This window comes from Bacteroidota bacterium, from assembly GCA_030706745.1.
Taxonomy (GTDB): Bacteria; Bacteroidota; Ignavibacteria; order Palsa-1295; family Palsa-1295; genus PALSA-1295.
On the sequence record JAUZNX010000008.1, the window covers coordinates 38,279 to 64,773 of the forward strand.

28 protein-coding genes are annotated in these 26,495 nt (G+C 53.0%); 19 read left to right on the forward strand and 9 right to left on the reverse strand.

Going from position 1 to position 26,495, the window contains the following annotated elements; all coding sequences use genetic code 11:
• Nucleotide 1: 1 nt before the first annotated feature.
• Both radA and rdgB read left to right on the forward strand, forming a co-directional pair.
• Nucleotides 2–1,375, forward strand: coding sequence for a DNA repair protein RadA (radA, locus tag Q8902_10270; protein ID MDP4199938.1), 1,374 nt, complete (start codon nt 2–4; stop codon nt 1,373–1,375).
• Entirely contained in the window at nt 1,372–1,983 is a 612-nt protein-coding gene (gene rdgB / locus Q8902_10275; protein MDP4199939.1) for an RdgB/HAM1 family non-canonical purine NTP pyrophosphatase, read from the forward strand. The genes radA and rdgB overlap by 4 nt, the downstream gene beginning before the upstream one ends.
• Before the next feature lie 47 nt (nt 1,984–2,030).
• Here rdgB and Q8902_10280 read toward each other — a convergent pair whose 3' ends face one another.
• A complete protein-coding gene (locus Q8902_10280) occupies nt 2,031–2,540 on the reverse strand; it encodes a GNAT family N-acetyltransferase (GenBank protein ID MDP4199940.1) in 510 nt (169 codons plus the stop codon).
• A 147-nt stretch (nt 2,541–2,687) separates the two neighbouring features.
• Here Q8902_10280 and Q8902_10285 point away from each other — a divergent pair, with 147 nt between their 5' ends.
• The 4 genes from Q8902_10285 to Q8902_10300 all read left to right on the forward strand — a co-directional run bounded on the left by Q8902_10285 (nt 2,688) and on the right by Q8902_10300 (nt 6,249).
• Nucleotides 2,688–3,563 (forward strand): carboxypeptidase-like regulatory domain-containing protein, encoded by an 876-nt coding sequence (locus Q8902_10285; protein MDP4199941.1) that lies wholly within the window; start codon nt 2,688–2,690, stop codon nt 3,561–3,563.
• A 236-nt stretch (nt 3,564–3,799) separates the two neighbouring features.
• A complete protein-coding gene (locus Q8902_10290) occupies nt 3,800–4,006 on the forward strand; it encodes a hypothetical protein (GenBank protein MDP4199942.1) in 207 nt (68 codons plus the stop codon).
• A 449-nt stretch (nt 4,007–4,455) separates the two neighbouring features.
• Nucleotides 4,456–5,778: a UDP-N-acetylglucosamine 1-carboxyvinyltransferase gene (gene murA / locus Q8902_10295; GenBank protein ID MDP4199943.1), complete on the forward strand. Its 1,323-nt coding sequence runs from the start codon at nt 4,456–4,458 to the stop codon at nt 5,776–5,778.
• 48 nt (nt 5,779–5,826) lie between these two features.
• Complete coding sequence (locus Q8902_10300) at nt 5,827–6,249, forward strand: hypothetical protein (protein ID MDP4199944.1); 423 nt, start codon at nt 5,827–5,829, stop codon at nt 6,247–6,249.
• Here the strand turns inward: Q8902_10300 and Q8902_10305 are convergent.
• Complete coding sequence (locus tag Q8902_10305; protein ID MDP4199945.1) at nt 6,246–6,899, reverse strand: dienelactone hydrolase family protein; 654 nt, start codon at nt 6,897–6,899, stop codon at nt 6,246–6,248. The genes Q8902_10300 and Q8902_10305 overlap by 4 nt on opposite strands.
• Nucleotides 6,900–7,036: 137 nt before the next feature.
• Between Q8902_10305 and Q8902_10310 the strand changes: the two genes are divergently transcribed.
• The 9 genes from Q8902_10310 to Q8902_10350 all read left to right on the forward strand — a co-directional run bounded on the left by Q8902_10310 (nt 7,037) and on the right by Q8902_10350 (nt 15,364).
• Complete coding sequence (locus tag Q8902_10310) at nt 7,037–7,648, forward strand: phosphoribosylglycinamide formyltransferase (protein ID MDP4199946.1); 612 nt, start codon at nt 7,037–7,039, stop codon at nt 7,646–7,648.
• Nucleotides 7,648–9,264: a bifunctional phosphoribosylaminoimidazolecarboxamide formyltransferase/IMP cyclohydrolase gene (gene purH, locus Q8902_10315; GenBank protein MDP4199947.1), complete on the forward strand. Its 1,617-nt coding sequence runs from the start codon at nt 7,648–7,650 to the stop codon at nt 9,262–9,264. Before Q8902_10310 ends, purH begins: the two co-directional genes overlap by 1 nt.
• A 20-nt stretch (nt 9,265–9,284) precedes the next feature.
• A complete protein-coding gene (locus tag Q8902_10320; protein ID MDP4199948.1) occupies nt 9,285–10,304 on the forward strand; it encodes a rod shape-determining protein in 1,020 nt (339 codons plus the stop codon).
• Nucleotides 10,305–10,385: 81 nt separating this feature from the next.
• Nucleotides 10,386–11,243: a rod shape-determining protein MreC gene (gene mreC, locus Q8902_10325; protein ID MDP4199949.1), complete on the forward strand. Its 858-nt coding sequence runs from the start codon at nt 10,386–10,388 to the stop codon at nt 11,241–11,243.
• A 4-nt stretch (nt 11,244–11,247) separates the two neighbouring features.
• Nucleotides 11,248–11,730 (forward strand): rod shape-determining protein MreD, encoded by a 483-nt coding sequence (gene mreD / locus Q8902_10330; GenBank protein MDP4199950.1) that lies wholly within the window; start codon nt 11,248–11,250, stop codon nt 11,728–11,730.
• Between the two features lie 7 nt (nt 11,731–11,737).
• Nucleotides 11,738–12,370 (forward strand): 2,3-bisphosphoglycerate-dependent phosphoglycerate mutase, encoded by a 633-nt coding sequence (locus tag Q8902_10335; GenBank protein MDP4199951.1) that lies wholly within the window; start codon nt 11,738–11,740, stop codon nt 12,368–12,370.
• The gene (locus Q8902_10340; protein MDP4199952.1) at nt 12,367–13,368 is read left to right on the forward strand and encodes a GNAT family N-acetyltransferase; all 1,002 of its coding nucleotides are present in this window, start codon (nt 12,367–12,369) and stop codon (nt 13,366–13,368) included. The genes Q8902_10335 and Q8902_10340 overlap by 4 nt, the downstream gene beginning before the upstream one ends.
• Nucleotides 13,361–14,443, forward strand: a complete 1,083-nt coding sequence (locus Q8902_10345; protein MDP4199953.1) for a glycosyltransferase — start codon at nt 13,361–13,363, stop codon at nt 14,441–14,443. Before Q8902_10340 ends, Q8902_10345 begins: the two co-directional genes overlap by 8 nt.
• 6 nt (nt 14,444–14,449) lie before the next feature.
• Nucleotides 14,450–15,364, forward strand: coding sequence for an EamA family transporter (locus Q8902_10350; protein ID MDP4199954.1), 915 nt, complete (start codon nt 14,450–14,452; stop codon nt 15,362–15,364).
• Here Q8902_10350 and Q8902_10355 read toward each other — a convergent pair.
• Complete coding sequence (locus Q8902_10355; protein MDP4199955.1) at nt 15,324–16,142, reverse strand: metallophosphoesterase family protein; 819 nt, start codon at nt 16,140–16,142, stop codon at nt 15,324–15,326. The genes Q8902_10350 and Q8902_10355 overlap by 41 nt on opposite strands.
• Before the next feature lie 84 nt (nt 16,143–16,226).
• On the opposite strand from Q8902_10355, the gene Q8902_10360 reads away from it, so the two are divergent.
• From Q8902_10360 to Q8902_10375, 4 genes are read left to right on the forward strand one after another with little or no spacing between them, the layout of a single operon-like run.
• Entirely contained in the window at nt 16,227–16,985 is a 759-nt protein-coding gene (locus tag Q8902_10360) for a phosphatase PAP2 family protein (protein ID MDP4199956.1), read from the forward strand.
• Between the two features lie 36 nt (nt 16,986–17,021).
• Entirely contained in the window at nt 17,022–19,112 is a 2,091-nt protein-coding gene (locus tag Q8902_10365) for a choice-of-anchor D domain-containing protein (protein MDP4199957.1), read from the forward strand.
• 41 nt (nt 19,113–19,153) lie between these two features.
• Nucleotides 19,154–19,786, forward strand: coding sequence for a 5-formyltetrahydrofolate cyclo-ligase (locus tag Q8902_10370; protein MDP4199958.1), 633 nt, complete (start codon nt 19,154–19,156; stop codon nt 19,784–19,786).
• Complete coding sequence (locus Q8902_10375) at nt 19,783–21,030, forward strand: PspC domain-containing protein (protein MDP4199959.1); 1,248 nt, start codon at nt 19,783–19,785, stop codon at nt 21,028–21,030. Before Q8902_10370 ends, Q8902_10375 begins: the two co-directional genes overlap by 4 nt.
• Here the strand turns inward: Q8902_10375 and Q8902_10380 are convergent.
• From Q8902_10380 to Q8902_10405, 6 genes are all read right to left on the reverse strand, one after another.
• Entirely contained in the window at nt 20,979–21,824 is an 846-nt protein-coding gene (locus Q8902_10380; protein ID MDP4199960.1) for a nitrilase-related carbon-nitrogen hydrolase, read from the reverse strand. The genes Q8902_10375 and Q8902_10380 overlap by 52 nt on opposite strands.
• On the reverse strand, nt 21,821–22,687 hold the full coding sequence (locus tag Q8902_10385) for a DNA methyltransferase (GenBank protein ID MDP4199961.1): 867 nt from the start codon (nt 22,685–22,687) through the stop codon (nt 21,821–21,823). The genes Q8902_10380 and Q8902_10385 overlap by 4 nt, the downstream gene beginning before the upstream one ends.
• Complete coding sequence (locus tag Q8902_10390; GenBank protein ID MDP4199962.1) at nt 22,687–24,711, reverse strand: hypothetical protein; 2,025 nt, start codon at nt 24,709–24,711, stop codon at nt 22,687–22,689. The genes Q8902_10385 and Q8902_10390 overlap by 1 nt, the downstream gene beginning before the upstream one ends.
• 33 nt (nt 24,712–24,744) lie before the next feature.
• A complete protein-coding gene (locus Q8902_10395) occupies nt 24,745–25,470 on the reverse strand; it encodes an SEC59/DGK1/VTE5 family protein (GenBank protein ID MDP4199963.1) in 726 nt (241 codons plus the stop codon).
• A 60-nt stretch (nt 25,471–25,530) separates the two neighbouring features.
• Nucleotides 25,531–26,097 (reverse strand): hypothetical protein, encoded by a 567-nt coding sequence (locus tag Q8902_10400; GenBank protein ID MDP4199964.1) that lies wholly within the window; start codon nt 26,095–26,097, stop codon nt 25,531–25,533.
• 75 nt (nt 26,098–26,172) lie between these two features.
• Nucleotides 26,173–26,403 (reverse strand): hypothetical protein, encoded by a 231-nt coding sequence (locus tag Q8902_10405; protein ID MDP4199965.1) that lies wholly within the window; start codon nt 26,401–26,403, stop codon nt 26,173–26,175.
• Nucleotides 26,404–26,495: the final 92 nt, after the last annotated feature.

Genomic DNA, 26,495 nt, shown 5'->3' on the forward strand with positions numbered 1-26,495 from the left:
CGTGTCCAAAATAAAAACCCAATTCGTCTGCCAATCCTGCGGCTACATCTCACCGCGATGGATTGGCAAGTGTGCCGAGTGCGGCTCGTGGAATAGCTTCATCGAGGAAAAGGTGGCCTCCGCTCAGGAACACCCGAAGGCGCTCGGTGCACGCACACAGCAGAATGGCACGGCGGCCCGACCGATTCGGTTGAGCGAGATCAGCGCCGATGATGAGCAGCGCACCTCCACCGGCATCGGCGAGCTCGACCGCGTGCTCGGCGGCGGCATCATGCCGGGTTCGATCGTGCTCGTCGCCGGCGATCCTGGCATTGGCAAGTCCACACTCTTGATGCAGATGGTGCGAGGACTTTTGTCTGCCAAGACTCTCTATGTCTCCGGCGAGGAATCGGCCCGGCAGCTTAAGAGCCGCGCAGCGCGATTGGGACTCGAATACGACAATCTTTACATCCTCGCCGAAACCAACATCGAATCGGTTTTGGAGGCGATGCGCGAGATGGTGCCGGACGTAGTGATCGTCGATTCCATCCAGACGATGTACCGTCCGATGATCGAGTCGGCGCCGGGCAGTGTCACACAAGTCCGCGAATCCACCGCGCTGTTGATGCAGGCTGCGAAGTCGAGCGGTATTCCGGTCTTTATCGTAGGGCATGTGACGAAAGAGGGGATGATCGCCGGACCCAAAGTGCTCGAACATATTGTCGATGCGGTCCTGCAATTCGAAGGTGAGCGAACACATGCCTACCGCATTCTGCGCGCGGCGAAGAATAGGTATGGCTCGACGAACGAGATCGGAGTCTTCGCGATGACTTCGCGCGGCTTAGAAGAAGTACCAAATCCTTCGGAAGTATTTCTATCGCAGCGGCAATATGGCTCGTCCGGTTCGGCCGTGACGGCCGTGCTCGAAGGCACGCGACCGGTGCTGATCGAGATTCAGGCCCTCGTTACGACTTCCAGCTTTGGCAGCCCGCAGCGGACCGTGACCGGCTACGACTATCGCCGCGTGGCGATGCTGCTGGCCGTACTCGAGAAGCGCCTTGGGACAAAGCTCTCGCATAGCGATGTATTCGTGAATATTGCAGGCGGGCTCTTTCTGGATGAACCGGCCGCCGATCTTGCGATTGCGATGGCCGTGCTGAGCAGCCACAAGGATATTCCCCTTGACAGCACTGCATGTCTGATCGGCGAAGTCGGGTTGGGCGGAGAAGTTCGCGCGGTGCCGCAAGCGGACGTACGCGTAGCCGAGGCGATCAAGCTTGGATTCCAGCACGTCATTCTGCCGAAGGCAAATATGAAGAATCTTCCCCAAGTCGCCGAGAAGGTCACCGTGCGTGGAGTGGATACACTGGACGAAGTGCGGGCGGTAGTATTATGATTCTTATTCTAGCCACACACAATCCCCACAAGCGCGATGAACTCCGCGAGATACTTCGCAGCGAGCTGGGTGATGTCGAAATTCTGACGCTTGAAGATATTCCCGTTGGAGAGATCGAGGAGACAGGGACGACCTTAGAAGAGAACGCGCTGCTCAAAGCACGGGAGGTCTATGCCGCGTGCTTTCAGCCGACCGTTGCGGATGATACAGGTCTTGAAGTTGAAGCGCTCGGCGGCGCACCTGGGGTCTACAGTGCGCGCTATGCCGGCGAGAATGCAACGTATGCCGACAACGTCAACAAGCTCCTGGCCGAACTACCTCCGGGAAACGGAGCTGCCATGCGCCACGCGAAATTTGCGACCGTTGTTGCCTATATAGATAAGCGCGGTGAGGAACACCTGTTCCGAGGCGAAGTCGAAGGAATAATCACAGAGGCCCCACGCGGTGCGGTTGGCTTTGGATACGATCCAATCTTCCAGCCCATCGAGGATATGCAGGGCCGAACGTTCGCTGAAATGTCGGCAGAGGAGAAGCACGCGATCAGCCATCGGGGCCGCGCGCTGAGATTATTGGGAGAATATTTAAGGAATCCGACGTCCGCAGGCTAAGGGATCGGCCTGCCGCTATCGCGGGCTCCACCATGACGATTGCGATCTCATAATTTAAGTGTCATGTGGTCTTCATCATATTGCCTGTCGCCGATCTTCAGGAAGCCTGGCTCCACGCCCCAGGTCACAAAGCCAAGCGATGTGTAGAGCGCCTTCGCCGGCGCGTTCGTGGACTCAACGCCAAGATCGAGCCGTTCGACACCTTTGAGCGTTTGTGCGTGGGCAATCGCCGCCTGCATGAGTCGTGAGCCGATCCCTTGTCCGCGATACTCGGGCCGAACGAAGACGCTCACGATATTCCCTTTATGCCGACGCTTGAGGCGCGCTTCACGGAAAATGCCGGTGAGACCAACAAGACGTTCGCCATCGAACGCGCCGAACGTCGCGCTATCCAAATTCTCCGAATGTAAACGAGCCTTTAGCACGGCGAGAGTATGGTGCGATTCCTCTTCGTAGCTCGATGCGAACGCATGTGGTGTATCAAGCAGTGCGTCCAGCCGACAGATACGATACTCTTCGGCGTCGGCAGGTGTGAGTCTGCGGATCGTGATAGACATGATGCTCATGCAACCGGAACGAAGGGGAGAATGCTCCACAGACACCACTGTCAACGCCAATTCCGAATGCCCAAGGCCCCACGTCCCCTGGTCTGTAACTTTCTGTCTTTCGATCTGTTCTCTTGTTGTTGTCAAAGGAGGAATATTATGAGACGAGCTACAACGGGTCTATTCTTCGGTCTTGTCCTTTTTACGGTCAACTCATGCAGACAGCCATCCACACCCAGTGAAACAGCCAACATCCACGGCCGCGTTGAACTGGTGGACAATCCGTGGTTCACACCACCGTATAGTGGCGTGACGGTCGCGCTCGAAGGGACCGGCTATTCGGCCATGTCTGACGACAGTGGATACTTCACACTTAAGAATGTCCCGAGTGGTACGTATAACGTCCGCTTCTCGAAGCCGGGCTATGGGGACGTTCGCTGGATGTCCACTACGGTGACGGGTGGTGGAAACACCGACGTGTATTGGCCCCTAACGGGTTCTTGGACGAACCAATATTCGCAGCTACTTTATCCGATCTCGAAAGTCGTGACCGCCCTCGATGGTCTTCGCTTTCTCGATACTACGGTTCTGCCGCGCGGCGGTAATGCTACGTCCGGACCCATGTTCATGGCGAGCGGCACTGCCCTCCCCGATTTGACCCAGCCGCAATACCCGCAATACTATGAAGCGATGGCTCTGTACGTCTCTCACTCTTCTGATGTCTCAGCGCAGCCGGGACACTATGCGACGTTCTTTTATGGGAGTAATGTTTATGCTTTTCGGGAGGGGACGAATAATTTTGTCGTCACCGCTCCGATCGACACGACGACCGGGAGGTTTCACCTGCTCATCATGCAGACCGACTTGAAGTACTTCGGGTTCAAATCGGGCGATTCGATTTATGTCGCGGCTTATGGCGCGCCAACCTATGGAGGGTTTCCGGCCAACGACTACTGGGATCCCATTCTCCAGCAATACGTGCTCACGGCCATCAACCAAACACCCTCGCCAGTGATCGGGACGGTCGTGCCGTAGTTTGCCTGACACGCCTCACAGGACTCTTCTGTCTTGAGCGGCCATTTCGTGCGCGTGTCTATTATAAATAAATACTCACAAACACACCCGTCCCTACCGGGCCTGGCTACGCAGCGCAACTGCTCCGCGGCGGGGTCCGGCTGTCGGCGTTCGACGGCGGGCTCCGGCCGCTTGCTTCAGCGATGGTCCAATTCTTTGTATTTTTGACCCGCGACATTCTCTCACTTTGATTACTTATGAATCCTACAGAACTTTTCGGCTTTGTGTGCGTGACGACGATGTTCGTCTCGTACCTATTGGATAAACGCGGGCGATGGTGGGGGCTGATGTTTGCCGCCGGGTGTTTTGGCGCATGCGTGTATGCGGTGATGATCGGGTCGATTCCGTTTGCTATCGTTGAAGGGTTATGGGGTGTCGTTGCGCTCAAGCGGTGGATCGGCTGAACCTGGACTTATTGAGATGCCCGGGGATGGGTGGGATTGGGCCACGACATGAATATTGTGTGAATTCTGTGTGCTGGTATATATTCTTTTGATGTCTCTGCAACACCGGAGGGAGCGAATAGCGTTATATTAGGTGGAAGGGTGTCTCTCGCGAAATATGAAATATGGAGCCCGTGCCAAGTTTAGATTTTTGCTAAGAGAAACAAGTGCCGAAATTGCGGATTGGAGCGGACAATTCATGAAAAAGAATCTTAATCATAATATAAAATAATTTGTGGTCAGCCGTTCGAGTTGCGGTTAATCTTGGGATGCTGAGATGAGATTCTTGCAGGTAGGGCTAGTGTATGGTCAGTTCTTTGGTCGAACGGCTGAGTTGATGGGAAGAATAATCGTGATTGACGGTCTAAGGTGGAGAAAACCACGTATTTTTGTATTCAAATTCTCACTACATGGATGCTTTTCTGGTAAAGGGCGGCAAGCCGCTGTCGGGTACGGTCCGGGTTTCAGGCACGAAGAACTTGATATCGAAGGTGATGGTCGCCTCGATGCTCTCGGACAGCGCGAGTACGTTCACGAATGCGCCGATCAAGTTAGGCGAGGTCGATATTACGGGCGACATAGCGAAATCGCTAGGTACAGAGATCGCCATGTCGAGCGAAGCGAATGGGACGCTGACGATCCAGACCTCACAATTCTCGACCACGGTCGTGCCAGAGCGATTTGCCGGTCTGAATCGAATTCCGATCCTGATGATCGGACCGATGCTGCACCGGACCGGAACGGCATCAGTACCAATGCCCGGTGGAGACAAGATTGGGGTACGTCCGGTGAACTACCACATCAGCGCGCTCGAACAAATGGGTGCGAAGATCGAGTTTGTCGACAACTACTTCCATTGCACGGCCGACAAGCTGACCGGTACGTCAATCACACTGCCGTTTCCCTCGGTTGGTGCGACGGAAAACATTATCATGAGTGCGGTGCTTGCTCGGGGCACGACGATCATCGATAACGCGGCAGTCGAGCCGGAGATCATCGAGTTGATGCGCTACCTGCAGCGGATGGGCGCGATCATCAATCTAGAAACGAATCGGCGCATCGTGATCGATGGTGTGGATCGTCTGAAAGGCGCGCAGCAGCGCATCATGCCGGACCGCATCGAAGCAGCGAGCTTCGCCTGCGCGGCCATCGCGACGAAGGGCGACATCTTTATCGAAGGCGCGCTGCAATCGACCATGATGACGTTCCTCAACAATATCCGTCGCGCCGGAGCAGATTTCGACGTGACGGGCGGCGGCATTCGGTTCTTCTACAAGGATCGACTCAAGCCGCTTGCAATCGAGACCGATGTGCATCCCGGTTTTATGACGGACTGGCAGCAACCCTGGGTGCTGATGATGACGCAAGCGCATGGCATGTCCGTCGTCCACGAGACGGTATACGAGAACCGATTCGGATATACGCAGGAGTTGCGAAATATGGGTGCGCAGATTCAGCTCTACAAGTCGTGCTTAGGTGGGAATCCGTGTCGCTTCAAGACACTGGTGCATCCGCACTCAGCGGTCATACTCGGCCCAACGAAGCTGAAGGGAAGCCGCATTACCATCCCGGATTTGCGGGCGGGATTCGTCTATCTCATTGCTGCGAGTCTGGCCGAAGGCGAGTCAATTACGACAGGAATCCATCATGTCGAGCGTGGTTATGAGCATATTCAGCAAAAGCTCGCGGGACTGGGAGTGGATATCGAACGAATTACGGTTGACGACGTGTAAACTGCTATGAGGAAAGCGTTGTGTTGCTCGTTGGTGCTTTGTTGCCTTATGCTGAGCGGTCAAGCAGCGGCTCAGAATGGGATTTGGAGCATTGGTCCGAAGATCGGCTACACGTTTGGCGCGGAGGGCGGCGTGACAGCAGGGTTCGAGGTTAGTTACTTTCCAAATTATGACGCGTTGCCTATCGGGTATACCTGCGACATCACAGTGCTCGGCGATCCCTCGCGTTTGAGCCTGCATCTCGGTGCCGAAGCTTACCTCATCGCGGGCCTGGACATTGGTCCGACGCTCTTTCTCGATAGGGGCCGCTTCTATCCCGGCGTGAGCATCATCCCATTCGTGGGGGTCGGATTACTTCCCTATTATGAGTTTGGAGTTCCGTTCGATCATCCGCCATTCGAGAGCGTTGGCGGGTATCTCAAGTTTCCAATTGGGAGTGGGGGGTATGGACACGGATTTAGCGTTGGTTAGAGGAGGTCGAGTGTTGCGAACCAGTTGCGAATATCCTCGACCGTCTCGGGTAGGACACCATGTCCGCACGAGTACATTTTGGATTGTACCACAGCGCCTTGCTGCGACAGGAGTTTTTCGGCCTCGGGCATGGCTTGCCAGGGAATGAGTTCATCAAACTCGCCGTGCGAGATAAAGACCGGGAGTCCAGCAAACTGGCGTTCCATAATCAGAGGAAGAATATCGCGTGGCAAATAGCCGGACATTACGATGATCGCATGAACCTGAAGACCATATTGGGCGAGGTTGTAGGTCGAAATGAGCGAATAGGTCATCGCGGCGCCCTGACTGAATCCCATCAGGATGACCTTCGATGGATCACCGCCTTCGGCCCTGATGATGGGGGTGAGTTCGTGGACGAGCATCTCCTCGCTTTCGTGGCGGCTGTAATCATCTGGCGCGAGTCCGCTTTCAAGCTGGATCAGATGATACCACGCCTTGCCGCCGCTGCCAAGCTGGATCGGAGCCTGAAGGCTAATGATGAGCAAGCGTGGGTCCAGTTGCTCGGCAATCGGGACGAGATCGTGCTCGTCAGCGCCATAGCCGTGCATGACAATGAGGGTGGTCGGATTTGGAGTCGGTGCTTGAGGCGGTCGGACGATATAGTTCAAGATGTTTTGAGATTAAGTCGAGATAGATTAGACGAAAATACAAATCAATTGTTCTCGGGTGGTCAATCAATCGTAAATTTGTAGAAAATTGATCGGCGTCCGAACCAAAAAGGAGCAGAATTATCAAGCGATTAGCAGTGCTGGCATCGGGCCGAGGGACGAATTTGGCCAATATCCATAACGAGATCCTGGCGGGCCGGCTTGCCTCGGTTGAACTGGCCGTGGTTATTTCGAACAACTCCGGCTCTGGAGCAATGGAATACGCCCGGCAGCATGAGATTCCATTGGCGCATGTCTCGCTTCTAAAATCTGGCAGCGATCCTGCAAGATACGAGCACGATCTGCTACAAGCTTTCAAGTCACATGGCGTGGAGATCATCGCACTGGCCGGTTATATGAAGCGATTGCCGGACGCGATTGTTAAAGCATACGAGCATCGGATACTGAACGTTCATCCGGCGCTATTGCCGACGTTTGGAGGAGCCGCGATGTATGGCAGGCACGTCCATGAGGCGGTGCTGGCTGCCGGGTGCAAAGTGAGCGGGGCGACCGTGCATTTGGTAACGAATGAATACGATGCGGGCCAGATCGTCATGCAGAAATGTTGCCTCGTAACAGAAGAGGATACTGCCGCGAGCCTTGCCGAACGTGTTCGCCGAATCGAATTTGAACTGTATCCAAAAGCCATAGATTTGTTAGCTTGCGACATGATCCTGGTGGATGGGAACCGAGCCAGAATTCTGAACTAATGTCAACACATCCGAAGACCGAAGTAACGATCGCAGTAGACCGAATTCCCATTCGACGCGCCCTGATCAGCGTTTTCGATAAGATGGGCCTGGATCGAGTAGCCAACTCCTTGGCCGAGCGCGGCGTGGAGATTTGGTCCACCGGCGGGACCGAGAAATATCTGCGTGGGTTGGGGATTGCGGTTCGATCCGTCAGTGATGTGACGCAATCGCCGGAGGTTTTCGATGGTCGATTGAAGACCTTGCATCCCGTGGTTCATGGTGGACTGCTCTTCCGCAGAGAACTGGCGTCGCATGTTGAACAGGCGGCTGAGCATGGCATCCCTCCCATCGATCTGCTGATCGTTAATCTGTATCCGTTCGAAGAAACGCGAGCGAAGGTTGGCGCAACGCAAGAGGATATTATCGAACAGATTGACATTGGCGGGCCGGCGATGCTCCGGAGTGCTGCAAAGAATTTCCGAGGTGTGGCGCTGCTTACGAGTCCGATGCAATATGAGCGATTCCTGAGCGAGATCGAGCGGGAGGGGAGTACCAGCTCGGCGTTTCGCTTCGATCTGGCTCGTGAAGGTTTCGAGCTTGTAGCGCATTATGATAAGGCCATCGCTGATTATTTTCGGAGTATTCCCAATAACGGGAGTGCAAGGACTGCTGACAGACTCGAGATATCGCTGCCGCTTATCCAGTCGCTACGCTATGGCGAGAATCCGCAGCAGCAGGCCGCGCTCTATGGCGAGGAGCTTCCGAAGATATGCCGGCAATTGTGGGGCAAGGAGCTATCCTACAATAATATCCTGGATATGTCTTCGGCGCTTGGCCTGATTGCTGAATTTCTGCCTTATGATAAGACGGTGGCTGCGATCATCAAGCACATGAATCCATGCGGGGTCGCGGAAGGATCTGACCCGTTGGACGCGTTCAATCGTGCCTTTGAGACCGATCCTGAAAGTCCGTTCGGCGGGATTATCGCGGTGAATGCTCCGATCGACGGCGCGCTTGCAGAACGTCTCAATGCCTTTTTCAGTGAGGTTATTCTCGCGCCAGAGTTCTCACCGGAAGCGCTTGAGCTATTGAAGAAGAAGAAGGACCGCCGGCTGATTCGATTCGATCCAGACCAGTTGCAGCGGGCGGTGCACGGAATGGTCGAGGTTCGATCGGTCATCGGGGGGATTCTCCGGCAGAGCACAGATCGAGAATTATTGAGCAATTCCGCCCTATCGTCTGTTACGTCTCATGCTGTCACGGATGGACCGAAGCATGGACTGACCTTTGCGAACAAAGTCGTCAAGCACTTGAAATCGAACGCCATAGCGTTTTGCGGCATGCAGGATGGTTTTGCGCGAACACTGGGCTTGGGTGCCGGACAAACCTCCCGCGTGGAGTCGGTTCGAATCGCTATTGAGCATGCAAATCGAAATGGGCTCGATTTACGCGGCTCCTTCGTGGCAAGCGATGCGTTCTTTCCATTCGCGGATAGCCTGAACGCGATTGCAGAGGCCGGAGCGGCCGCAGTCATCGAGCCGGGTGGCTCCGTGAGAGACGCGGAAGTCGTAAAGGCGGCTGAGGAACGCGGCATCGCGCTTGTAATGACAGGCCAGAGACATTTTAGACACTAAGTCGGGACTTTCACTTTCACATGCTAAGCTTATTCAGCGCAGACATTGCGGTCGATCTTGGGACGGCCAATACCCTCATCTATATGAAGGGGAAGGGGATCGTTTTGAACGAGCCCTCGATCGTGGCATTCGACTCGACCACGAAGAAGATCGTTGCCATCGGCCGTGAGGCCCAGGCCATGGTCGGCCGCACACATCGTGACATTCAGACGATCCGGCCGATGAAGGATGGCGTCATCGCTGACTTTGAAATCGCCGAGGGCATGCTTCGGGCGCTCATTAAGAAAGTACACCCCTCGTGGCTGCCCTCGCGCCGGATCGTGATTAGCGTGCCTTCTGGTATTACGGAAGTTGAAAAGCGAGCGGTGCGTGACTCCGCAGAGCATGCTGGAGCGAAAGAAGTGCATCTCATCGCAGAGCCAATGGCGGCCGCGATTGGTATCGGGCTCGATGTTGAGGCACCGGTGGGCAATATCATTATTGATATCGGCGGCGGAACGACTGAAATTGCTGTTATCGCGCTTTCTGGCATCGTGAATCAGGAGTCGATCCGCGTGGCGGGTGACGAGTTGACGATGGCTGTGATGCAGTTCTTCAAGCGCAACTATAACATCCTCATTGGAGAGCGGACAGCCGAACTCATCAAGTGTCAGGTTGGCAGTGCCATGCCACTGGAAGAAGAATTGATGGTGGAGGTCAAAGGGCGCGATCTTGTTGCGGGTATTCCGAAGACAATCGAAGTCAGTTCGACCGAAGTTCGCGAGGCGCTGGCCGATCCCGTCAATGCGATCGTTGAGGCGGTGAAGGTGAGCCTTGAGCGGACCCCGCCTGAACTTTCGGCAGATATTCTCGACCGGGGTATGATGCTTTCGGGAGGCGGCGCGTTGCTGAAGGGCCTGGACGAGCGGCTGCGGTTGGAGACAAACCTGCCAGTCCACGTTGCCGATGATCCGTTGACTGCGGTCGTTCGCGGTACAGGAAAGGTGCTAGAAGACCTTTCCCATTTTATGAAGGTCTTAATAAAGAGTAGACGATATTAATTAATAATTACGAGTTGCGAATTACGAATGGGACGCTTCCTTCGAATTCGTAATTCGTAATTCGTAATTCGTAATTAATCCGTGCGTCGATTCCTCGATCTAATTATCGCGTTCAAAGAGTATGTCGCATTGACGGTGTTCGTCTCGGCGTCCTTGACGATGATTGCGGTTTCGCGAACGACGGACGTGATGCCGCTTCGTGCGTTTGCCACCGGAGTGGTTGGTTCGATCCAATCGATCTATTCATGGATTCCGAATCCTGTCACCTTACGCCGTGAAAATCGAGAGTTGGAAGCAAAGTCCATTGAACTCGCCGCCGAAGTCGGTCGCCTTCGGCGTGCCGAAGCGGAAAATTCGGAATTACGACGGCTCCTTGGCATCGGGCCACACCCTGGCTGGAAACTAGCGGCGGCCGAAGTGGTGGGCAAAACGACAAGCTTTCAGCGTAATATGCTAACGATCAATCTTGGATCGAACGAGCATGTTGTCCCAGGAATGGCCGTGATGACTGATGCCGGCCTTGTTGGCCGAGTCTATGCCGCAAGCGCGAACTTTTCGCTCGTGCAAATGCTCTTCAATACGGATTTGCGCATCGCCTCCAAGATTGCTCGGACTCGTGTCGAAGGTATTGTCGCATGGGATGGAGGACCAACGCTCGTAATGCGGAACGTGCCGAAGGCACTCGATGTGGAAGTTGGCGATCTCGTAGTTTCGAGCGAGTATTCCTCATTTTTCGCTGCGGATATTCCAATCGGTACGATTATTCGGATGGAACCCGAACCGAACTCGCTTTTTCGACGCATTACACTGGAGCCTGCCGTGAATCTCTTTCGGGTTGAACACGTCTATGTGGTCCTGAAGGACGAAGCGCGCGAGCGAGAGCGGCTTTCCCTGGAAGCATTGCCGGAACAACCACCAACCAAGCTACCGAAACGCTAAGATTATGCAATTCGCGGCTTATGGAGGAGTCGGACTCCTCATCATCATCGTCCAGGTTCTGATCAGCAGATTCCTCTCGATCGCGGGTGTCTCGCCGGATTTTTTGCTCATCTTCCTGATGTACGTGACGATGCGCGAAGGCCAATTTGCGGGAATTGTGAGTGGGTTTGTGCTGGGGCTTGGATTGGATATTATGTCGAGTGGCATCTTTGGCGCCCATGCTCTCTCGAAGACCGTGGCATGCTTCCTCGTGGGCTTCTTTTACGATCGGGAGCGACTCGAGCAGAACATCCGCAACTGGCCATTTCTGATGCTCACACTACTCGGCGCGATCATCAATAATGCGCTCTATTACTTCCTCTTGACGCGAGGCGGTGAAATGTCCTTTGCAGAATTTGCGTTTCAGTATGGCGCCGTCGGTGCGCTCTATACCGTGTTCATCGCAATCTTTCCGCTTCTCTATTGGTCGCGCAAGCGGGCATACTAATTCCACGATGGGAAAACTGATTTTACTTCGGCATGGCGAATCACAATGGAACCTCGAGAACCGATTTACCGGCTGGGTCGATATTCCGCTTACGGACAAAGGTAGGCAAGAAGCACTTGAGGCGGGACGACGAATCAAAAATATTCCACTTGATAGGGGCTTTACTTCTGTTTTGATCCGTGCCATCGAATCAATGGACATTGCACTGCGAGGCGCCGAGCAGACGAAAATGCATTACGAGAAGGACAAAGCCCTCAACGAGCGGATGTATGGGGACTTGCAAGGCCTGAACAAAGAAGAGACCGCGAAGAAATACGGCGCAGAGCAAGTGCATATTTGGCGGCGTAGTTATGATGTCCCCCCTCCCAACGGTGAGAGCCTGAAAGATACCGCCGCCCGGACGCTGCCATACTTTCGCTCGCAGATCCTTCCGCTGGCACAACAATGCGAAAATATTCTCATTGTTGCTCATGGTAATTCGCTTCGCTCGATCGTTATGGAGTTAGACCAACTTTCGAAAGAAGAGGTACTTCATTTGAATTTGGCAACGGGCGTTCCGATTGTTTATGATATCGATCCCAATGGGCGCGTGCTTGAGAAGACGATTCTGGAGCCAGCGGCAGAAAGTTCTGTTGCGTGAGCGCCGTTCGTGTCGTCCCGTACCAGGCGGAGCAGCATGAGAAGCTGTGGGATAAATTCGTCGCGCGCTCGATGAACGGGACCGTCTTCCATTCGCAGCGATTTCTGGACTATCATCCACCCGGCCGTTTCAACTTCCATCATCTTCTTTTTTTCGAACGTGAGAAGTTAGTTGCGCTTTTGCCAGGTGGTCTGAGCAACGATGCCAGTGCCTTCGAATCACCGGCTGGTGCCAGCTATGGTTCGTTTGTGACAGAAGACATCAGCGCCCAGACAGCGCTCGATGTCGTGGCTGCCTTTGAGGATTACGTTCGTGAGCGGGGCTTTCATAATGTCTATCTTACCAGCGCCCCGGTAATTTATCAACCAGTTCTAACGCAGAATCTTGAATTTGCCCTTCTGTATCGCGGGTATGCCTATCAGCGACATTATATATCGCATGTGGTAGATCTTCGGCGTCCGGGTTCGTTGTTTGATCGATTCAAGCCTGCGGCGCGCACGTATATTCGTCGCGCTGAAAGGGAAGAGCAAGGTGTCACAGTGGAGCATGTTGCGCGCGCACAGTTCTTGGAAGGCATTGAAGAATTCTATCCAATCCTTATCGAGAACAAAGCCAAGTTTGATGCTAAGCCTACTCACACGTTAGAAGATCTAAAGCGGCTCCATGAACTGTTGCCGAATCTGATGGAGTTGTTCCTAGTCCGCAAAAACGGCGAGGCAATTGCAGGACTGCTCTATTTCATTGCCAACAAGCGGGTTGCGTTGGTATTTTACCAGATGCTGCGCTACGAGCACCAGCACATTCGTCCGATCTATCTCGTGATGCGTGAAGCAGCGGAATGGGCCAAGGCGAATGGTTATGCATTTGTGGATATCGGTGTTTCGCAAGACACCAGCGATGCCAACCCGATGACGCCTGCGCTCAGCTTGATTCACTTCAAAGAGAAGTTTGATTCGCGCGGCGTGCTCCGCTCGACGCTGCATAAACAGTATGGCTGAGTCCGCAAAGTCCCTGTTGATGCTGTTCCTGGGGGATCCCGTGACGGATCGCCGTGTGCAGAGCTTCGAGCGACTATTTCAGGAAGCGGGATGGAATGTTGAGCTACTTGCAGTCAAGCTAGTATACACGCATGGTCCAAGAAAATTCTCCGAATATCACCGGAAACTTGCGCGCGCGGTGATCGGCAAACGTGCGGATATTGTAATGGCGTGCGATCTTTACTCGCTATCTGTCGCAGCTTGGATGCGAAAGAATGGTCGCGCAAAGAAATTAGTGTACGACGCGCGCGAAGTATACACAGAACTTCCCGCTGTCGCTCATAAGCCATTGCGGCGAGCAATCTGGAAGCAGGTCGAACATCATGGCCTCACTTCCACCGATATAATCGTCGTAACTGCACCGCATGATCTCCAAGCTATTCTCGATGTGCATGGCTTTATACCACGGAGTATGCTCATCCGCAATCTCCCCTGGAAAAATGAAATGTTAAGAAGGCATCAAGCACAACTTGAGGATTATGGAATTCCGGTCGGGTCGAACGTAGTAGTTTATTTGGGTGGGCTGCAACAAGGAAGAGGACTCGAAGCGGCCGTCCAATCCGTAGTAGCTACAGCCGCCCATTTGTTCATGATCGGAGATGGCGCACTTCGGCAAACCATTGAACAGCTCGCAGTGAAAGAAGGAGTCGGTGACCAAGTACACTTTGCGGGTGCCCTGCCATCCGATCATGCGCTGGCGCTAGCGGCATCTTGCGATGTGGGGCTTGTGATTGTCGAGCCGGTTTCGAAGAGCTATGAACTTGCCTTGCCGAGCAAATTATTTGAATACATGATGGCTGGCATTCCCATCGTCACCAACCACATGCGGCACGTCCAAGAACTATTTGAGGACAAACCCTGGATCGAGTTCGTGAGCATCACGCCTGAGGCAATTCGCGCGGGCATTACCAAAGCGATGAAAGTCTCCGCTATAGCTCGTTTCGAGGAAAAAAGGCTTGCATTACAACGGTACCATTTCGCGTCTGATGCGTCACCACTTATCGGACTTCTCGACTCAGCGCTTAGCATTCAATAGTAGCTCTTGGTATATTTCTATCTCGTTCTCCAGCAATTGATCGGCAGCACGACACATCTTGTCGCGCAGGATACAAGTCTTGCCGTCGCGCCGGCGCTCGTGCTCCTGCTTCGCGCTTCGGGTGCATCGATCTTGTTCTTGCCGATTTTGTTCATCACCGAGAAGCGGTGGAATATTTTGCATCGTATCGAGCGGGCCGATTATGGTCGCCTGTTTTTGCTTGGGCTGTTAAACGTCCCGCTCAATCAATTCCTGTATCTGAACGGGGTAAAATATACAACGCCAGCCAACAGCGCATTGCTCTATGCAATGACCCCGGCGATGGTCCTTGTGCTGACATTGTTCGCTCGCAGTGAGCGTCCTTCGAGCGCCAAAGCCATTGGCATCTTATTGGCTCTAGTCGGTGCAGTACTCATCATGTTCGAACATGGGGCGACACTCCGATCGGAACACACAGTCGGGAATATTCTGATCTTCATCGCTGTCATCGCGTGGTCACTCTTCACGATGTTGGGCAGGCCACTCGTGCTGAAATACGGAGCGGTCTACGTTACGGCGGTCAACATGATCGTCGGTACACTGATCTATCTTCCCATCGGATTGCTCGTAGGTGATGTTCCGCAAATCGGAAAGATATCCGGCACCTCCTGGATCGATATCGCGTATCTGGCGGCGATTGCTTCGGTCTTGAATTACATCCTATGGTACACCGCGCTCGCAAAGCTCGAAACAACCAAAGTGGCGATCTTCCAGAATCTACAGCCGATCATGACAACGATCATGGCGTTCATGCTCGGGCGGGTGATTATCACAGCACGGCTCGGAATTGGTGGTCTGCTGACACTAGTGGGTGTCCTCGTTGTGCAGGTTGGCGATCGCTTCATTCGATGGCGCGGGACCAGCCTTGCTCGCCGTGTCTGAAGTTCTCTTCATCACGATGTTCAAACTGATTGGTTGAGTCATTCCACATGACTCTATTGACCTTCATTGTTGGTCGTTCGCAATGAATCACGTTGAATGAGTTGAGCTCTTGCGAGCCATTGAACAGGGTTGCCGTGCCTGCCTGAATTACGAGAGCGGAGTAATCTTCTATCTTGTAACGCTCTGCGGTCAATCCCGCATGTATGCGGTGGAGATGTCCCGCGAGAAAGAGATCGGCCCCGCATTCCGAAAGCACCTTCATCGCGCGCCATGCACGCCCGACGATCTGCCGAGTTTTGCGATAACCATCCGGCACATCGAATGGATGGTGTGTCACAACGATTTTGATTCGATCGTTCGGCACCGGACGCAGCATGTCTTGGATCATTGCAAGTTGCCAGCGGCTGATATGACCATACTTCGTCTTGGTGGCGCGCGCGGTATTGATGCCGATGGCAGCGATCTCATCATCCTCGAAAAATGGAAGTCGCTCGCTCGAAATAAACCGCCGAAACCGGCCCATTGGATGCAAAAGCCGCTCGATCGGATGGTAGATCGGAACGTCGTGGTTGCCGGGAACGACAATTTGCGGACCTGGCAGCGATAGGAGAAATTCACGGGCTTCTCGAAATTCACCGCGCCGGCCACGTTCCGTCAGATCGCCGGAGACCACGACGAGATCTGGGCGCTGCTCGTGTACTGCCCGGACGAGAGGGGCTTTCAGCCGCTCATCGACCGCGCCAAAGTGGATATCGGATAAGTGGACGATGGTCCGCATTGTTTCCTTTCTCTTCAAGATCCGAGCCGACCGATCGGCAATTGCGGACGGTATTCGGCAAGATACTTGTTCCGTTTGCTAGTCATGACCCCCACCATGCACCATCCGCATCCCATCGAGGATCTTCCCGCAAGCCGTGCGCAAAAGCTGCTGCGGGCGCTGACGTCATATTATGCCATTGCGTTGGCCGTAGCGGTAGTTTGTGCATGGGGGTTCGGTTGGCTGGCGGACGAAGTACTCGATCATGAGTTTACTGTCGCAAATACTTCAATCCTACTGACGATCCACGCGCATCGCACCGCGACCCTCGACCAGATTGCATTCCTGGCAAGCGGAATCGGTTCTGCGACTGGAATCACGATAATTGGGATTGCATTGGTCCTGGCACTTCTCATTATGAATCGTTATGTCGATCTTGGCACTCTGGCCGCCGTGCTTCTGGGCGCGACAGTGCTAATGCTGACATTCAAGCTTCTGTTTCATCAGGTCCGTCCCCACGTCTTCGAGCCTCTGGTGCGGGAGACGAACTTCAGCTTTCCGAGCGGACATTCGCTGACATCATTTAGCCTCTGGGGTTTTCTTGCCTGGTGGATTGTCTCCATGAATCACCGGCAGGTCTGGAGGTGGATTCTGGGTATTTTAGGTTTGGGAATTGCGGTGTTGGTCGCTCTAAGCCGGCTCTATCTCGGTGTGCATTGGCCGACAGATGTGGTCGCCGGGATGCTTTTGGGCTTCTCTTGGGTCGGTGTATGCGTGACCGGTCAGCACTGGCTCACCCGCCATGCCCGACGTGAAAGAAGGCGATTGCGAGCCCAACGGATGAAATCTGCTAATGCCGTGTGACATTTGGGTGCTCTCAAGTGTCTATATAATGGCAACATGGATAAACACAGGAGATTGATCCTCGGATTGAGCATTTTTGCGAGCATTGTGCTCGCTGAGAATAGTTACGCGAGTGTTCGGCTTGCACTTGATTCTGTAAGTCTCGATTTCGGTCGAGTCGACACCGGCAGCTTCAAAGAATTGACACTCCAGGTTTGGGACACCACGACTACTGATGTACAGATCGATGCCGTCTCCCCATCTGGCAGTGCGGCTTCGGATTTCGTAGTCATTTCCCCGAGTTTCCCGACGATCGTTCCATCTGGCGGTATTACGGTCATTCCAATCGTGATCCGCTTTAGGCCGAGTGCCATCGGGCAGCGCAATGCGCTTCTCCTAATTCAGACATCTGATGGAAGCATTGCCGTCCCGGTCAGTGGATTGGGCAAGGCGGAGGTGTCGGGGCTCTTCTTCTCCATGAGCAAGATTAATTTTGGGGCGCTCTCGCCAGTGCTTCAACTCGATACGATTGTCGAACTCTATTCCAGTGGGCCTGATAGTGCAACGATTTTAGGGGGTAGTATCTTGAATGGTTCGACATCGACCTTTGCGGCGACCATCCTCGATTCTTCTGGCGAATCCGTATTGAAAATTGGTCCAGGCGATTCTATTGCCATTCGCATCACGGTTAACGGCTTTCTACCGACCGGACCAAAGGAGGCTGCATTCTCCGTTCTGGGACAAACATCCACACCATCTTTGGACCTTATTGCCGATGTCGAGTGGGCTACCTTTACGCTCGATCCTGCTCCAATCGTCGATTTCGGAGTCATGTATGCCGGCGAGGTGCGGGATACCCTGATTAACATAACGAACACGGGCGTGTCTGCTTTTGCCATCAATGAGGTCGATCCACCAACAGGCGATTTTCATATTGTGAACGAACCTGCGATACCGATTTTTGTAAGGACGGGCGAAACTGCGCAACTCACGGTCAGAGCGAATCCGGGGATTAGCACCTATCACGCGGGCGAAATGGCGGTGATATCGATGAACTCCCAAAATTCGAATTATCTCTCCACCCATTTTCAGGTCAGTGTAGCTGGAAATGCGCTTCAGCTTCCGTCAAGTCAGTCAGTAAGCTACTACTGCGCGATGCCGGGGTCGATAGAGGTCACCGTGCCGGTATTGGATACGATTTCGAGAAGTTTTGCCGTTACTGGTGTTTTGGCGAGCGACCCATCGATTATTGTTCACCCGGTGACTTCCTTTCCAGATACTATTGGAGCGGGAATGACTCAGCAAATCATGCTTCACATCGACCAGTCATCGACTTCTGCAAATAAGATTATCCTGCAGTTCCTGGGTGGAACGCAGATTGTTGCCACCGACACCCTATACCTAACCGATCTGCTTTCGAATGCTAGCATTGCTCTCTCTCCGCTGCCGAGCAATGATTCAGCGCATCGCTCCTTTGACGTTCGAACGCAGACAACGCTCACCCCATTCATGCTGGATACACTCGTTGTACACCTGGCATCAAGCAATGACGCGACTGAAATTGATATTTCTTCAATTGCGCTTGCCCCAGGACTCTCAAATGCGCATATATTGAGTATTGTGCGTGATGTCAGTGGTTATGTTGTAACGATTGCCTCATCCTTGCCGCTGACCTCGCTCTCTGGCAGTTCAATTCTGTCGTTTCAAGTCAAGCGCTTCATTTCCGATCAGGACTCAACAAATATCGAACTTTGGGCCGAAGCTCCAGAACGCACCGGGTGTCTCGAATGGGCAGGGGACACGGAAGATGTTCCACTTCCTTCATCCTGTGGCAGCGGTGAGTTGCAGTATTATCTTTCGAAGGGATCGCTGCTCTGGGATGTCCATATGCAGCAGAATCCTGTCCGTGGTGCGATCGGACATATTGCGATAACCGCAGGTGCTCCAGCGGTTCTGGACTATGACATTATGAGTGTGCTAGGCGAGCGCGTGGCGCATGGAATAATGCAGCTTGACATTGGTCATAATGATCTCGAACTTCCAATTGGTCTGATAGCAGATGGCTCCTATTACGTGAAGCTTGTGGCGCATGCACGGGATGCTTCCGTCTCTGAAGTCAACTCTCTGCTTTTCATCAAGCGCGATTAACCCAACTTCCGCGCCGAAGGCTCGCATCCTGCTATTTTTGTATGATGCAAGATTCCAGCGACCGCAATATTAACCAGGTCCGTATTGATTTACGAGGCGAAGCTCTTGCTCGACGCGAAGCCATTCCGAGCGAAAAGCGAAGCGAACTCAGCGCGAGTGTATCAGATAAAGTTCTGCATGAACTGGATATACTCAATGCTCGGTTCGTTCATTGCTACATTAGCTTTCGCAGTGAGGTAGAAACCCGTTCTCTAATTGATACCATGCTGGCTCGCGGGATTCGAGTAGTGGTGCCGGTTGTCGAGGGTGACGGGTCGGGAGGAACACTCGTACACACTGAGATTCAGGGACTCACCAATTTGCGAACTGGGGCCTTTGGCATCGAGGAGCCAGTTGAACAAACGCCGTCTGCCCTCGAAGCATTGGATGCAATCATCATTCCGATGGTCGCCTTCGATCGGCATGGCGCTCGTCTCGGATATGGCAAAGGATTCTATGACCGATTTTTGCGCGGTCTGCCCTGCGACATTCAGCGAATGGGCCTTGCGTTTTCCGTTCAGGAAGTCGCCGCGATTCCACTGTTGCCGCACGATGAACGTGTGGAGACCATTTTTACAGAACTGGAGCGGATTGCAGTGACTGATGCTAATACTCAGACAATCGATGAGCAATGATTAGTCTCACAAGGCCACATGAGGGCAGACTTATCGCCGGTGTTTGCGCAGCCATGGAAGGGGCATACGGTGTTCCCGTTCTGCTCGTTCGTGCCATTTTCATTGTCAGCTTCATTGTTAATCCCGTAATACTCTTGATGTACCTTTTGCTCTCGCTATCAATCCCGAGCGAGCGGAGCGTTATTTCGGAGATGCGGCTCCGCGATCGAGAAGAACGAGCATCAGGCTTTTCACATCTAAGCACATTCCTTCTCGATCGAGCGAGCATAAGATCAGGCAATAAGGTGGTTCGACAACGGTATGTCACCGCACTTCTCCTGATTGCGATGGTTGTTTTCCAAATTCCGCGCCTCGAAGGGGATACTTTTCATCAACTTCATCCCATGGTTGACAGCATTGCCGCTTCGCTCAGTCGAGTCAGTGGTGTCCTTCTTTATTTGCTTTCTGCGGCGGCCTTTCTTCTGTATCACAGGACTCACCTGAGTCCCGTCGTACTGCGGAATGGTATCACTGACCGTCTTGCTGTCCAACGCGGCGAGATGCGCGAAATTGGTGGTTTGGCAGCCGGAATCGCGAGAGTTATTCGTGTTGATGTTGCTTGGATACGGGTGTTCCTGTTGTTGCTCAATATTCTGACGCTCGGCTTTCTCGGTGCTCTATACTTTGTGATAGTCTGGTTGCTGCGCCGGACTGGCCAGACTCAGAACGAACTTAGTGTTGACAGGGATGAGTATGAGTCAACCGATCGAAACCAGACTGGAGACAAGTTTCCAATTATTGCCAGCGGATTGCTCCTGAGCTTGGCCATTATTCGACTTTCAACGGAGTTGCGACTGTTCTACTTCAATGAGTCACTCCTACAGGGTATCATACATTGCGTTTTAGGTATCCTCTTCACAAGGCGAAGAGGTGGCTTATGGCAAATTATAGGAGCGGCGCTGTTATTGCTAGGTGTCTACGACTTGTGCTCGGCTATTTTTCATGTTCAGCCAGGTGTTGCCGGACGCTGGCAAGTCGCATACCTGGTGGCCGCACTGACGATCATCTACTTTGCACTCGTGGCACTTCGAGGGCAGGCGATATTAATTGCGATGAGTCTGGCCGGGGCGGCCTTCCTCGCGCTGCTATTTGTGAGCTTGCAGATCACCTCAGAGGATTTTCTACTCGCGCTAGTGCGGTTCTATGATTTCTTCTATCCACTGATCTTCGCAGGGCTCGGTCTATGGGTGGCAAGAGATGGATAAAGGCTCACCATTCTGTCTGACATGATATCGTTAAATTGATTGATACGTTTGTTGCGAGTTGGATCGAGACTAACCTCCGCAATAATGGTCTCATCTAGAACGGCCGAGGCTTGCGAGAGGATTTCTCCACTGTAATTGATGATAGCACTCTCGCCACGATAGGTCAGGGTCTCTTCTCCGCCAAGCTCAAACCCAACGCGATCTGCAAACGCAAGGATCACTTTGTTCTCAAAGGCGCGAGTCTGTAGTGTCACATGCAACATGCCAGTTGTAGTCACAATGTTGGATGGTACAGCGATCAGTTCAGCTCCCTGCACGGCCAGTTCGCGTGCCGCTTCCGGAAAGCGCCAGTCGTAACAGATCATAATGCCGACGCGCGCGTTGCCGGAACGGGTTCGAAGATCGAACACCGGGAATCCCAGATCGCCACGTTTGAATATTCGCGTCTCATAATAGAAGAGATGGATCTTTCGGTAATGACCACAGAGATTGCCTTCGGCATCTATGGCCACTGCTGAGTTGTAATATACAGCATTAGCCGCTTCAAGGAAACCTGTGATGATTGCCTTGTTTTCTTCGCGCGCCACAGCTTGGAGCGTTCCGATACTTGAACCATCGACCGGTTCCGCGAGGGATTCAATCTCAGCGGATTCACGAAAAAAATACCCGGTGGTGGCAAGTTCCGGAAAGATACAGAGGTCTGCATCCGTATTTCGCACCATTTCGCGAATTGTGTCAAGATTCCGCCCGATCTGACGGTATTGAGGCGCGAATTGGCAGCAAGCGATTCTCATGCTTTTGTTTCAACGGTAACTAGCCCAAGCCGTTTCATGGCATAACGCACATATTCGGCGTTCATCTCAATACCAACGAATTCCCGTCCGAGTCGTTTGGCCACGACTGAGGTGGTACCGGAACCGCTAAACAGATCGAGCACTCTGTCGCCTGGGTTAGAAGAGGCCAGAATAATTCGCCTTGTGAGGGCTTCTGGCTTCTGCGTCGGATGCGGAGTATTTTCTGGCATCGACCAGAAGGGGACTGTGAGATCAGTCCAGATATTAGAGGGATGTGTCATTCGGTAGGGCGCGCCATCGGAATCGACGGTCCAATCTTTCGGCTTCCCATTCTCGCGATAGGGCGCAATTACTTGCTTGCGTACCTTAACGAGATCGAGATTGAATGTATAGGAGCGCTTATCGCGGACGGCGAACCAAATATCTTCCATATTTTGCTTCCAATTTCGCTTCGCGCCTCGGCCTTTATCACGCTTCCAGGTGATGCGATTTACTATCGTCAGTCCTGTTCGTTCGATCAATGATTGATATAATCCTGACGCTTCCCAGCCTGCACAAATATAGAAGGAGGCGTGCGGAGAGGACACGGCAGGCAACTGAGATAGCCACTGTTCTGTCCAGTCCTCATAATCAGATTTTGATCGTCTGTCGCTGGAATTGCCAAAGTCTACACCATAATTATATGGAGGATCGGCAATGATGAGATCGAAGTAATCCCGCGGGAGAACATTGAGAGCATGTTCAACCGAACCATGATAGATACTCGAACTGAGAGAAGCTACTGGGTTCTGCGGAAGGCGGGAAAGCCTTGCTTTTGCCTCGCGTGATGAAAGACGAATCGTGCGATTACGTGGCGATGGCATCAGAAACCGAGACTTGTATTGAGGGTGAATGTTGTTGCCGCAAAACTATAGAGCGAAACGGTCGAGTTTGCGTTCTCCGTCTCAAGCTTTGCTTCAACGGTCAGACTGTTGAACATCGAGAACAGACGATCCTGGAAGGGTATTAGTTTAGAGAGCGAAGCATTAAGCAAAACATCGTTCTCCGTTCGACCCTGCTGAATAACTTTGCCATTCTTCCCGACCGCGCTTCCGTAAACTCGATGCTCCTTTGACAGATCGACGCCAAGATCAATGTCCCAAAACACGCGAGCGTTTGTAAAGAGGCAATAGCGGTCTAGATCGTAGGTGTACTCATCGTCAGCCACCTGGACGGCAGCGCGAACGGTACGTCCTTTTGGGCCTGTAAGTACTTGTGCATTTGTTATGTATGCGCGAAGATTAGGGTTACTATTAGAGGCGGCGAGCGCACCAATCGCCCAGCGATCGCCGATAAATTGCGAGATGCCAAGCCCATAGGCATACTGACTGAATCTGGAAGCAGCCGTTTGCTGTTTGGCCGGGGTAATGCTGATGATCTTGCCACGAGGACCGCGAACGGTATCAGCGGGGACAATTAAATCTAGCGGATTGATATAGTCGCGAAAGCCTAGCGCAGCTTCCGCAAACAATACGGTTGTCCTGCCGATGGCAATGCGCGGGAAGAGATTGAAGCGGTGCTCGGTATTTGAATATACGGAATCGAACGCATATACGGCTCTTGCATATGAGTAGCTTCCGCGAAGACTGAAGTGGCCAGTGGGTATTCCTTCAATCGCCGCGCCAAGTGCAAGAGTATGATTATCGTTCGGATTGCCGGAAAAGCCTCCTCCAAATAGCGGATTATCCTTTATCGAGTCAAAACTGGTGGCGGTGTGGGAAGACCAGGAAATCGGCGTCGTGAGTGTCGTTGCCATCGTCATGGCGTCTGAGTCGTCAATATCTTGCCGGATGGCGATGTCACCTGAGCCAAATTCGCGCAAGCGTGTCGCCGAAGTCACGAGGGTTAGAGACGGAGCGGGTGCTTCGACGTCGCCCGAATCATTCAATCGTACCTTCGATGATGGTAGTTTTTCAAGTGTTTCGAACAACGACTTAGTCGTCTGCGAATTGGAGCCGGTAGGCATTGGTGGAGCAGCGGTGTTCAAGAAATCTGCTTCCGGCGTTGCGGAACGAAGTGCCATAATGGCCTCGTCCAGGAGCCTAAGATTTAGCGCAGAGGCGTGCGGCAATGGCCGTACATGCGGTTGAATTTTAGAAAGTGGAGTTCGGATATTGTCCAATTCCTTCCTGATGACTTGTGCCGCACTCTCACTGTAACCGACCGAATCGAGCAGATCAGCAATCGTCGAGAGGGCATCCGAAATCGAGTCTTTCAGGTTATCGAGTTCCTGCACTCGCGATTTGGCGAGACCAGTCGGCGAAATTTCAGTCGAATCCAATTGCCCACTCAGGGTATAGAGAGCCGATGTTGCAAGATCGACTAACGAGTCATTTCTATCATCCTGCAACACATGAATAGCATTGGGGGCTGAAATACGAGAATCATGAGTCGGCAGAAAGAAGCCACGAGGCCGAATGGGCGAATACTGCGGATCAAATCTATCCAACCCTGATTCGAAATGCGCCGTCGAACTATTGCGCAGTTCTGACGCAGACTCATTATGCGCCTGTTCGGCGATTGCCTCGGTGTTTGAGAGATAAAAGAGTCCAGTCGCGCCAATAGCGATTGAATTGTAGCTCAGTGCAGGATTAATCGAATAGAAGTTTGGAGCATATGAACTGCTGAATGTCACTTTGGATGCAGCACTCGGAAGCCAGTCATAATTGAGATCCAGAGCTGGCAGCAGGATTTGGTCGGGGGCCGTCGTATCAAGACTTTGAACGTTATTCGTTGCCTCACCCCCGAGTCCGACCGAGCCAGAGAATTGAGCTCGCGCAGCGGAAGACCCAGTGATAATCAAGAGCAGCAGGATGAGATGCCATCCTCTTCTGGGGTGGTTCTTCAAGATTGGGCGGGAAAAGAGGAGTTGCAACACTCACTAAGAAAAACGCATCATCGCATCATACAGTGCACCGAAGTGCGCGGGATCCAACTCTCCAAGTAAGAAATAAAGCGCCCACATCACGAAACCGATGGAGAGAGGCACAGATAGATTGTCATCCATACGCGAACGTGCACTGCTTGCCTCAGCAATGCCGCCTATGACAGCCGCGATCATTGCGATGGCATATTCCATCAAGCCCGTACCCGCCTTTGGAGTGATAAGAATAACGATCCATGCAGTTACCACAAACGCAAGAGAGCCTTCAAGACTCTTGTCGAGAAACTTATGCTTGCCAAATTTCCGGCCAATCAGCGCGCTCGAAGCATCCGAGACGATCAAAATCGCAAAGGCTGTAATTGTGATCAACTTGGGAAACACAAGGACGCAAAACAGCGCGGCGATCATGACATAGGTCGCTCCACTCAGCAACCCGCTTTGGCGTTCATGGGGACGGATGATCCCACTAAACAGACGATTAACCAGACGCTCGATCGGGCCAAAATAATGCCGGCCCATATCGGCGACAAAGGAAAGGACCGCAACTGGCACCAAGATCTCAAGCGCAGTAGTCCGACTCGCATAGTAATACATGATCGGAATCGAGAGCGATCCAATATGGATCAGCTTTCGAACGATCTCACTGCCGAAAGTGATCTGCCGTGCTTCCGGCGCGATGGAATTTGGTGTAGAAGCGATGATACTCGTTTCAATAATAGACACGTGTTTTGGATTTGCTTCAGTTCACCGAATAAGACGAATGCCGCGCAGCAGGTTCCCGCATTAGGAAAGAACTCGAATATGGATCACCGGATGGATCTCCCGAAAGTTCGAAGGCATTCCATTCGGAGTGATCAAATGGGCCTCATCAAAGAACCCAATGCCAGTCACTTCGATCCGAACGGGTTGTCTAATTTTAATACCCAGCAGACCCGGAGCGCCACAGATCCTATCGACGGCTAGTCGCGCCTCCGCAAATTGATCCCGATAGGATCGTGGAGCTTTGCCTGTCGTGTCTGGTATCTCCGCGATGATGTGGAGATGGGTCACCGGGTCTTCCAGCACCAGATGGTAATCACCGTCGAATTCCCGTTTTGCAGCGATCAGGTTGGCGGTGACAGCAAATACCTGCCGCTCTGAAGGCAGGCGTGCAACCGACTCGTCAACCTTGGGTGCTGGAAGCGCACACTGTTCCTCGATGCTGCTTGGCATGACCTCCGCGGGCAGCGCCATCGAATCGGCCAGAGTCTTGACCTTCCAGCGCGGTGAATTGACATGCTCGTGAAGCTCGAAGCCGAGAAGCGTCGAGCCTCCCGCAAGGAGAAATGCTAGGGCCTTAATAATGTTCATTGGCCCATTCTAACAGCATGTCACCCAATCGCGTCACTGAAAAATCCGTCACGCGTTGAGATCATCGCTTTGCGGTCACCGACGCGATAACCGAAGTACCGTGCCCGAGCCTCGTGCGCTCGCATAATCAATCGCCCGCTCAGCGAGCTCGAACTGATCGGAAACGATGGTCTGCGCCAGGCTTCGCGCCATGTCGGGGTTCGGGGCAAACGCTGCCAGTTCCGGACCACTTGTCGCGGTCTGAACCCGGTTCATCAATACAGAGGAAGGGGAGAATCCAGATTGGGGCCGATCAGGATACATCATAAATTGTATGGCAAATGATAAGATCAACAGCCGAACGTCCCCGCCTTTGCGAGAACCCATCAACGCCAATTTGAAAGCACCGAACTCCATCC